At 68.2% G+C, this 8510-nt stretch carries 7 protein-coding genes and 1 pseudogene; 1 reads left to right on the top strand and 7 read right to left on the bottom strand.

Annotated elements, in window-relative coordinates:
* Positions 1 to 128 precede the first annotated feature (128 nt).
* Together rpiA and ACK5F2_RS16210 are read right to left on the bottom strand one after the other, a co-directional pair.
* Entirely contained in the window at positions 129 to 791 is a 663-nt protein-coding gene (gene rpiA, locus ACK5F2_RS16215) for a ribose-5-phosphate isomerase RpiA (RefSeq protein ID WP_409866465.1), read from the bottom strand.
* A gap of 13 nt (positions 792 to 804) precedes the next feature.
* Positions 805 to 1932 (bottom strand): 3-deoxy-7-phosphoheptulonate synthase, encoded by a 1128-nt coding sequence (locus ACK5F2_RS16210; RefSeq protein WP_409866463.1) that lies wholly within the window; start codon positions 1930 to 1932, stop codon positions 805 to 807.
* Positions 1933 to 2034: 102 nt separating this feature from the next.
* On the opposite strand from ACK5F2_RS16210, the gene ACK5F2_RS16205 reads away from it, so the two are divergent.
* Positions 2035 to 3075: a quinone-dependent dihydroorotate dehydrogenase gene (locus tag ACK5F2_RS16205; protein WP_409866461.1), complete on the top strand. Its 1041-nt coding sequence runs from the start codon at positions 2035 to 2037 to the stop codon at positions 3073 to 3075.
* A 96-nt stretch (positions 3076 to 3171) separates the two neighbouring features.
* On the opposite strand, the pseudogene ACK5F2_RS16200 reads toward ACK5F2_RS16205, so the two are convergent.
* From ACK5F2_RS16200 to ACK5F2_RS16180, 5 genes and pseudogenes are all read right to left on the bottom strand, one after another.
* A pseudogene (locus tag ACK5F2_RS16200) lies at positions 3172 to 3642 on the bottom strand (FxDxF family PEP-CTERM protein); the annotation flags it as partial.
* Positions 3643 to 3922: 280 nt separating this feature from the next.
* A complete protein-coding gene (gene parC / locus ACK5F2_RS16195) occupies positions 3923 to 6253 on the bottom strand; it encodes a DNA topoisomerase IV subunit A (protein WP_409866459.1) in 2331 nt (776 codons plus the stop codon).
* A gap of 6 nt (positions 6254 to 6259) precedes the next feature.
* Positions 6260 to 6916, bottom strand: a complete 657-nt coding sequence (locus ACK5F2_RS16190; protein WP_409866457.1) for a lytic transglycosylase domain-containing protein — start codon at positions 6914 to 6916, stop codon at positions 6260 to 6262.
* On the bottom strand, positions 6913 to 7443 hold the full coding sequence (locus ACK5F2_RS16185) for a GNAT family N-acetyltransferase (RefSeq protein WP_409866455.1): 531 nt from the start codon (positions 7441 to 7443) through the stop codon (positions 6913 to 6915). Before ACK5F2_RS16185 ends, ACK5F2_RS16190 begins: the two co-directional genes overlap by 4 nt.
* On the bottom strand, positions 7443 to 8498 hold the full coding sequence (locus tag ACK5F2_RS16180) for a histone deacetylase family protein (RefSeq protein ID WP_409866453.1): 1056 nt from the start codon (positions 8496 to 8498) through the stop codon (positions 7443 to 7445). The genes ACK5F2_RS16185 and ACK5F2_RS16180 overlap by 1 nt, the downstream gene beginning before the upstream one ends.
* Positions 8499 to 8510 lie beyond the last annotated feature (12 nt).

The raw sequence follows: 8510 nt of genomic DNA, 5'->3' as shown, positions 1-8510 counted from the left end.
CGAGGACGCCGCCGCGGCGCCCGAACGCCTGAAGGAACAGCCCGCCCGCCGGGCCGGCGCCGTGTGCGTCTACCGGCTCTGCGCCGGGCCGGGTCCGCAAGGACCCGACCCTGAGCGCGCAGGCCTTCTCAGAAGCTCAGCGTCTTGACCCCGGCCGCGGTGCCCAGCAGGCAGACCGCGGCCTTGTTGCGGGCGAACACGCCCACGGTGATCACGCCCGGCCATTGCGAGACCTCGGCCTCGAAGCCGGCCGGATCCTTGATGGCCAAGCCGCGCACATCCAGGATGTGGGCGGCGTTGTCGGTCACGCAGCCGGCGCGCAGCGTGGCCTCGCCGCCGAAGCGCGCCTTCAGGCGCCGCGCCACCGGGGCCGCGGCCATGGGAATCACCTCGATGGGCAGCGGGAAGGCGCCCAGGGTGTCGACCAGCTTGCTCTCGTCGGCGATGCAGATGAAGCGCTCGGCCAAGTCGGCCACGATCTTCTCGCGCGTGAGCGCTGCGCCGCCCCCCTTGACCATATGGCCGGCGTGATCGATCTCGTCGGCGCCGTCGATATAGACCGGCAGGGACTCCACCTCGCTGGCCTCCAGAATGCGGATGCCCAGCTTGCTCATGCGTTCGGTGGAGCGCACCGAGCTGGAGACCGCGCCCTTGAGCGGGATGCCGCTGGCGGCCAGGGCGTCGATGAATTTGTCCACCGTGGAACCGGTGCCCACGCCAACGATGCTGTCGGGCTTCACATACTGCAGGGCGGCCTGGCCAACCAGGGTCTTGAGTTCGTCTTGGGTCATGATGATCAGGGGTTCAGGAAATCTTGCGGCGCTCTCGCACGGCGGCAGCCAGCTCCTGCAGCAGGGGCTCGGTCTGGGCCCAGCCCAGGCAGGCATCGGTGATGGAGACGCCGGGCTTGAGATCGGCGCGGGTCTGACCGTCCAGCAGGTCCTGGCGACCGGGCTGCAGATGGCTTTCGATCATCACGCCCGTGATGCGGTGCTCACCACCCGCCATCTGGGCCGCCACATCGCGGCCCACCTCGATCTGGCGCTCGTACTTCTTGCTGCTGTTGGCATGGGAGAAGTCGATCATCACCTGCTCGCGCAGGCCCGAGGCCTTGAGCGCCTCGCAGGCGGCCTGCACGCTGGCAGCGTCGTAGTTGGGCGCCTTGCCGCCGCGCAGGATGATGTGGCAGTCCTGGTTGCCGCGAGTCTCGAAGATGGCGGCCGCGCCCATCTTGGTCATGCCCATGAAGGCATGGCTGGCCTGGGCGGCGAGCACGGCGTCGGAGGCCACCTTGATGCCGCCGTCCGTGCCGTTCTTGAAGCCCACGGGGCAGGACAGGCCGGAGGCCAGCTGGCGGTGGCTCTGGCTTTCGGTGGTGCGCGCGCCGATGGCGCCCCAGGCGATCAGGTCCGAGATGTACTGGGGTGAGAGCAGGTCCAGGAACTCGGTGCCGGCGGGCAGGCCCAGGGCCGTCACGTCCAGCAGCAGCTGGCGCGCCAAGCGCAGGCCCTCGTTCATGTGAAAGCTGCCATCCAGGCGCGGGTCGTTGATATAGCCCTTCCAGCCCACCGTGGTGCGCGGCTTCTCGAAGTACACGCGCATCACGATCAGCAAGTCCTGCTGCAGTTCGTCGCGCATCTTCTTGAGCAGGCGGGCGTAGTCCATGGCCTGGTCGTGGTCGTGGATGGAGCAGGGCCCCACCACCACCAGCAGACGGTCATCGCGGCCATGCAGCACATCACCGATCTCGCGGCGCGAGCGCTCCACCAGCTCCAGAGCCGCCTCAGAGACCGGCAACTCGTCCAGCAACAAGGCTGGCGAGATCAGGGGGCGCACCGCGCCGATGCGGGTGTCGTCGGTGCGGGTGGTGTCGCGCGTGGCATCGCGGGAGCCAACTTCACGGTCGTGTTGGGGATCGTCCAGGGGTTTCATCGAATGCCTCACGGGGGAACCGGCAGGATTATCGGCCGCTTTCGCCGCGGGCGCGGTCGCGGCATGCCGGCCTCGTGGCAGCCGATGCGACAATCCCGCCCCATGTCTCTCGTTCCCTACGCCCTCACCCGTCCCTTTCTCTTCGGCCTGGACCCCGAGCATGCGCATGAGCTGACCCTGGGCGCCATCGCCCGGCTGCAGAACACGCCGGCCCAGTGTCTGTGGGCCCAGACCCGCATCGCCGACCCGGTGACGGTGGCGGGCCTGCGCTTTCCCAACCGCATCGGCCTGGCCGCCGGTCTGGACAAGAACGGCCGCTGCATCGACGGTCTGGGCGCCATGGGTTTCGGCTTCATCGAGGTGGGCACGGTCACGCCCAAGGGCCAGCCCGGCAATGACAAGCCGCGCATGTTCCGCATCCCCGAGAAAGAGGCTCTGATCAACCGCCTGGGCTTCAACAACGAGGGCTTAGGCCAATTCATCGCCAATGTGCAGCGCGCCCGCTCCTTCCGCGCTGCCGGGGGCCTGCTGGGCCTGAACATCGGCAAGAACGCCGCCACGCCCATCGAGAACGCGGTGGACGACTATCTGATCGGCCTGGAGGGCGTATTCCCCCACGCCGACTACATCACGGTCAATATCTCCAGCCCCAATACCAAGAATCTGCGCGCCCTGCAGAGCGACGAGGCCCTGGACGCCCTGCTCTCCCGCCTGCAGACCCGCAAGCTGGAACTGCAGCAGGCCAGCGGCCGCCAGGTGCCCATGTTCGTGAAGATCGCGCCGGACCTGGACGAGGACCAAGTGGCCGTGATCGCCCAGACCCTGCAGAAGAACGGCATCGATGGCGTGATCGCCACCAACACCACCATCGCACGCGAGGCGGTCCAGGGCCTACCGCATGCGGGCGAGACCGGCGGGCTCTCGGGCCGCCCGGTCTTCGAAGCCAGCAACCGCGTGATCCGCCTGCTGCGCGCGGCCCTGGGCTCCAACTACCCCATCATCGGCGTGGGCGGCGTGCTCAGCGGCAAAGATGCCCGCGCCAAGATCGCGGCCGGCGCCGACCTCGTGCAGATCTACACCGGCCTGATCTACAAGGGCCCGGCCCTGGTGGCCGATTGCGCCAGGGCGCTGAGCCGGCCCTGAGGCCAAGCCCACCCCACAAAGAAAAACGGACCCTCGCGGGTCCGTTTTGTTTGGCGCTTCAGCAGCGCCCGGGCGGGCGCTGCAAGCTCCGCGGGCTCAGGCCTGTTCCTTGCGGCGACGGGCCACAAAACCCACCACACCCAGGCCGGCGAGCAGCATGGCGTAGGTTTCGGGTTCCGGCACCGGCACGGCGGTGGCGGCGGAGCTCAGGGTGTAGACGCCGCTGTTGGCAGCCGTACGACCAACCAGGGAGAAGTAGTACCCACCAGCATCCAGGGTCACCAGATGATCAGCGCCCTTGGCCGCGCCGTAGGTCCAGCTGTAGCCGGTTTCAGTGCCATCTGCCTTGAACAGGCTGTAGGAGCCCGTACCGATGTTCAGCGCGCTGACCGAGCTGGAAACAAAGGACTTGGCGTCCAGCGTGAAACTGAACTTGCTGAAAAAGGCCGTGTCAGCGTTCACGAAAGTCAGACCGCTGGTCTCAAGCAGATCGTGAGCGCCCCAATTCGTGGCCGTGTCGGAGAAAGAGACAGCATGAGCGCCGAAGGAGGCCAAAGCCACCAGCGAAGCCGCCGCCAGAGATTTCAACTGCATCAGAAACTCCCAGATGAACGGGTTATGACAGGAAGACAGGCCCGATTGTGCAGCGCAGCGTGAGCATTAGTTCTCGCTTTACGCCTTCAGGTTAGGGGCTATTAGCAGCTTTCTTGTCACCGCATGTAAGGACATTCCCCGAAATGGGCGAAAACGCACCAAATCCCAACAAGTGCGCACAAAAGTAAGGCGGCCACATGGGCCGCCCTGCGGGGAAGACGCGTCAGCCGCGCCGGCGCTGCGATTCAGGCGCTCAGCCCGCCAGCACCCGCAGCACCTTCTGCATGCCTTCCACGGGCTTGCCCTTGCGGGCACGCTTGCCGGCGTAGCTGGCAAGACCTGCCCCCTTGAGCACGTCCTCCTTGGGCTTGCCGCCGCGGCCGCTGCCCAGCACCTGGAGCAGCTGGGTGTAGGCGGCCACGCTCAGCAGGGCGTCCTTGGGCTCCAGATCCATCAGGGTCAGTCCGCGGCCGCCCTTGGGCTGGTGCTTGAGCTCATCCAGCGCGAAGGTCAGCAAGCGCCCCTGCAGGGACAGGCAGGCCAGCTGCTGACCCAGCCCCTCGGGCACCGCGCTGGGCGGCAAGGGCTTTTCCTCGCCCTCCAGGCTCAGGAAGGTCTTGCCGGCCTTCTGGCGACCCACCAGATCGCCCACCTGGGCGATCAGGCCGAAGCCGCCGGTACCGGCCAGTACCAGACGCTGGCTGGCGCTGGCGGCGTAGTAATGGGCGATCTGGGTGCCGCTCTCCAGCTCGATCAGCGTGGTGATGGGCTGGCCATCGCCGCGCCCGCCCGGCAGGGCCGCGACGGGCACCGAGTAGACCCGGCCATTGCTGCCGAAGACGATCAGCGGATCCACGCTGCGGCAGGGGAAGGTGCCGTAAAGCTGGTCGCCGCTCTTGAAGCTGAGCGCGGCCGGATCGATCTCATGGCCCTTGAGCGCGCGCACCCAGCCCTTCAAGCTGACAACCACGGTGACGGGTTCATCCACCACCTTGATCTCGGCCACGGCCTTCTTCTCTTCCTGGATCAGGGTGCGACGCTCGTCGCCATAGGCCTTGGTATCGGCCTCGATCTCCTTGACCACGGTGCGCTTGAGCACGCCGGGGTTGTCCAGGATGTCCTCCAGCTTGGCCTGCTCCTCGCGCAGCTGGGCCAGCTCCTGCTCGATCTTGATGGCTTCCAGACGCGCCAGCTGACGCAGGCGGATCTCCAGGATGTCTTCGGCCTGGCGATCACTGAGCTTGAAGCGCTCGATCAGGGCGGCCTTGGGCTCGTCGCTGTTGCGGATGATGCGGATCACCTCGTCGATGTTCAGCAGCACCAGCTGGCGGCCTTCGAGCACATGGATGCGGTCCAGCACCTTGGTGAGGCGGTGCTGGGTGCGGCGCTGCACCGTGGCCAGGCGGTAGCCCAGCCACTCGCTGAGGATCTGGCGCAGATTCTTCTGCGTGGGCCGGCCGTCGGCGCCAATCATGGTCAGGTTGACCGAGGCCGAGGTCTCCAGGCTGGTGTGGGCCAGCAGGGTGGTGATCAACTCCTGCTGCTCCACCGTGCGGCTCTTGGGCTCGAAGACCAGGCGCACCGGCGCGTCCTTGCTGGACTCGTCGCGCACCCCGTCCAGCACGGACAAAACGCTGGCCTTGAGCTGCAGCTGTTCCTGGCTCAGGGCCTTCTTGCCGGTCTTGACCTTGGGGTTGGAGAGCTCCTCAATCTCCTCCAGCACCTTCTGCGAGCTGGTGCCGTGCGGCAGCTCGGTCACCACCAGTTGCCACTGGCCGCGCGCCAGGTCCTCGATCTTCCAGCGCGCGCGCAGCTTGAGGCTGCCCCGACCACTGGCGTAGGCCGAGCGGATGTCCTCGGCGCTGCTGATCAGCTGGCCGCCACCGGGGAAGTCGGGGCCGGGCAGCAGGGTGTAGAGCTCATCATCCGTGAGCTTCTCGTTCTTCAGCAGGGCCACGGCCGCGGCCGCCACCTCGCGCAGATTGTGGCTGGGCACCTCGGTGGCCAGGCCCACGGCAATGCCCGAGGCGCCGTTGAGCAGCACAAAGGGCAGGCGCGCCGGCAGCTGGCGCGGCTCCTGGGTGGAGCCGTCATAGTTGGGCACCAGGTCCACCGTGCCCTCGTCGATCTCGTCCAGCAGCAGGCGAGCGATGGGAGCGAGGCGGGCTTCGGTGTAACGCATGGCCGCGGCGCCGTCGCCGTCGCGGCTGCCGAAATTGCCCTGGCCATCGATCAGCGGATAGCGCTGGCTGAAGTCCTGGGCCATGCGCACCAGGGCGTCGTACACCGACTGGTCGCCATGCGGGTGGAAGCGGCCCAGCACATCGCCCACCACGCGCGCGCCCTTGACCGGCTTGGCGCCCGAGGCGCCGCTCCAGGTCAGGCCCATGCGCTCCATGGCGTAGAGGATGCGGCGCTGCACCGGCTTCTGGCCGTCGCAGACATCGGGCAGGGCCCGGCCCTTGACCACCGAGAGCGCGTACTCGAGATAGGCCTGCTGGGCGTAGTGCGCCAGGGTCAGGGCGTCGCCCGGCTCCTCGGCCGGGTTGGGGGCAAACAGGTCCAGAGTGTTGGAATCGCTCATGAAAGATCAACTGCTATGAATTCTCAGCTGGCGTGCCTGGGCCGGCAGGCTGCGCTGCAGCAGGGCCCAGTACAGCTCCAGCACCAGGTGCACATGGGCCTGGGTCTCGGGGATGGGCGGCATCTGACCGCCATGGCGGGCCACCCTGCCCTCACCGGCATTCCAGGCCGCCAGGGCCACATCGATGCGGCCAAAACGTTTGATCAGACGCGCCAGCTGGGCCGCGCCGGCATGCACATTGGCGCGCGGATCGAGCAGGCGCGCAGCCTGCTCGGCCGGGGCCATGATCTGCATCAGGCCCACGGCGCCACGCGGCGACACGGCATCGGCCTTGAAGCCGCTCTCCACCGTGATGATGGCCTTGAGCAGCTCCATGTCCACGCCATGCCGGCGCGCGGCCTCGCGCAACCAGGGCTGCACGCTCTTGACCTCGGGCGCGAACTCCAGCCAGGTCAGCAGGCCCTGGCTGCCGTCCTGCTTGCCGGGCACCCGGCCCTGCTCGGCCGAGGGCGTGCCCAGCACCAGGCTGTAGCGGCTGTTGAGCGGGCGCGCAGCCACATGAGCCACGCCGGCGCCATCCACATAGCCCCAGAGCTCGGCGCGCGCCGCCCCGGCCAGGGCCAGCCCGCTCGCCAGCAGGGGAAGGAGCGCGCAAATCCTCACGTCACCTCCTGCCCCAGGGCCAGGCGGGCCTGGTACTCGCGGTCCAGCATGGACATCACGATCAGGCTGTCGTAGCCATCGGCGCCGGCCACGCGCACGCTCTCGCGCAGGCGGCCCTCCTCCACAAAGCCCTCGCTCTGGTAGAGGTGCTGGGCTCGGGTGTTGAGCGCCTTCACATCCAGCCAGAAGCGGTGCGCGCCCAGTTGGGTGAAGGCCAGTTTCTTGAGCTGGCGCACGCAGTCGCGCCCCAAGCCCAGACCCTGGCCGCGCGGGCCCAGCACGATGCGCTTGAGCTCCACCGAGCGGTGCGGGCTGCGGCAGCCCTGCAGGATCACAAAGCCCAGGGCCGCCCCTTCAGCGCCTTCAATGATGAAGTGGCGCGAGTCCGGGAAGCGGATCGCGCCCTCGTGCTGTGTGCGCTCCCAGGCGGTGATGAAGGGCGCGTTGGCCGCGTCCTGCTCGACCGAGACCACAAAGTCCAGGTCCGAGAGCATGGTGGGACGCAGGATCACGCGCGGCGCGGGCATCAGCGGCTCCGTGCCTGCTCGAGGCCGCGCTCAAAGCCCTGCAGCACCGCCACCACATTCAGGCCTATGGCCTCGGTGGCATAGCCGCCTTCCTGCAGAAAGAGGGTGCGCGGCGCGCCAAAGGCCGCCAGGCGCTCGCCCAGGGCGGCGAACTCGGGCCGGTCCAGCTTGAAGTGCGAGATCGGGTCGCCGCCATAGGTGTCCACCCCCAGGGAGACGATCAGCAGCTCGGGCGCAAAGGCCTGCAACTGGCCCAGCAGGCGCTCCAGGGCCGCGAACCAGGCCTCGTTGGAGCTGCCCGCCGGCAGGGGCTCGTTGGCATTAAAGCCCAGACCGGGGCCGGCGCCGCGCTCGTCCGCATGGCCCAGGAAGAAGGGGTACTCGGTCTGCGGATCGCCATGCAGGCTGGCGTAGAACACATCCGCGCGCTCGTAGAAGATGGCCTGCGTGCCATTGCCGTGGTGATAGTCCACGTCCAGGATGGCCACGCGCTGCAGGCCCGTGTCGCGCGCGGCCTCGGCCGCGACCGCCGCATTGTTGATGAAGCAGTAGCCGCCAAAGAAATCGGCCCCCGCATGGTGGCCCGGCGGGCGGGTCAGCACATAGGCGCGGCGCTCATCCCCCAAGGCCAGGTCCAGGCCACTGAGTGTGGCCTGGGCGCCCCAGTAGGCGGCCTCCCAGGCGCCCGCGGTCAGCGGCGTGCCGCTGTCCATGGAATACAGGCCCATGCGGGAGGCAAAGCTCTGCGGCTCCACATCCGCGCGCAGGCTGCGCACCGGCCAGACGGCCGGGAAAGCATCGCCCTCCCCGCCCAGGGCACGCCATTCGGCGTAGGCCCCACGCAGAAAGCGCAGATAGGCCGGCGCGTGCACGCGCTCCAGCGGCGCCAGCCCATGGTCCACCGGCGCCAGCACCTCGCCCAGGGCCGCCTCCTGCACGGCCTTGAGCACATAGTCGGCCCGCGCCGGAATCTCGAAGGCCGGCACCAGACGCCCGCGGAAGAACTCGTGGGTGGCGGCGTGGCCGGCGTGGTGCTGGTTGTAGACGGTCTTCATCGCGGGGCCGGC

The sequence above is a fragment of the Roseateles sp. genome (assembly GCF_046300915.1).
Classification (GTDB): domain Bacteria; phylum Pseudomonadota; class Gammaproteobacteria; order Burkholderiales; family Burkholderiaceae_C; genus Kinneretia.
This window is presented reverse-complemented; position numbering and strand designations above follow the sequence as displayed.

Coding starts and splice junctions, on each gene's coding strand:
- rpiA (WP_409866465.1), bottom strand. CDS start 791: ATGACCCAAGACGAACTCAAGACCCTGGTTGGCCAGGCCGCCCTGCAG.
- ACK5F2_RS16210 (WP_409866463.1), bottom strand. CDS start 1,932: ATGAAACCCCTGGACGATCCCCAACACGACCGTGAAGTTGGCTCCCGC.
- ACK5F2_RS16205 (WP_409866461.1), top strand. CDS start 2,035: ATGTCTCTCGTTCCCTACGCCCTCACCCGTCCCTTTCTCTTCGGCCTG.
- parC (WP_409866459.1), bottom strand. CDS start 6,253: ATGAGCGATTCCAACACTCTGGACCTGTTTGCCCCCAACCCGGCCGAG.
- ACK5F2_RS16185 (WP_409866455.1), bottom strand. CDS start 7,443: ATGCCCGCGCCGCGCGTGATCCTGCGTCCCACCATGCTCTCGGACCTG.
- ACK5F2_RS16180 (WP_409866453.1), bottom strand. CDS start 8,498: ATGAAGACCGTCTACAACCAGCACCACGCCGGCCACGCCGCCACCCAC.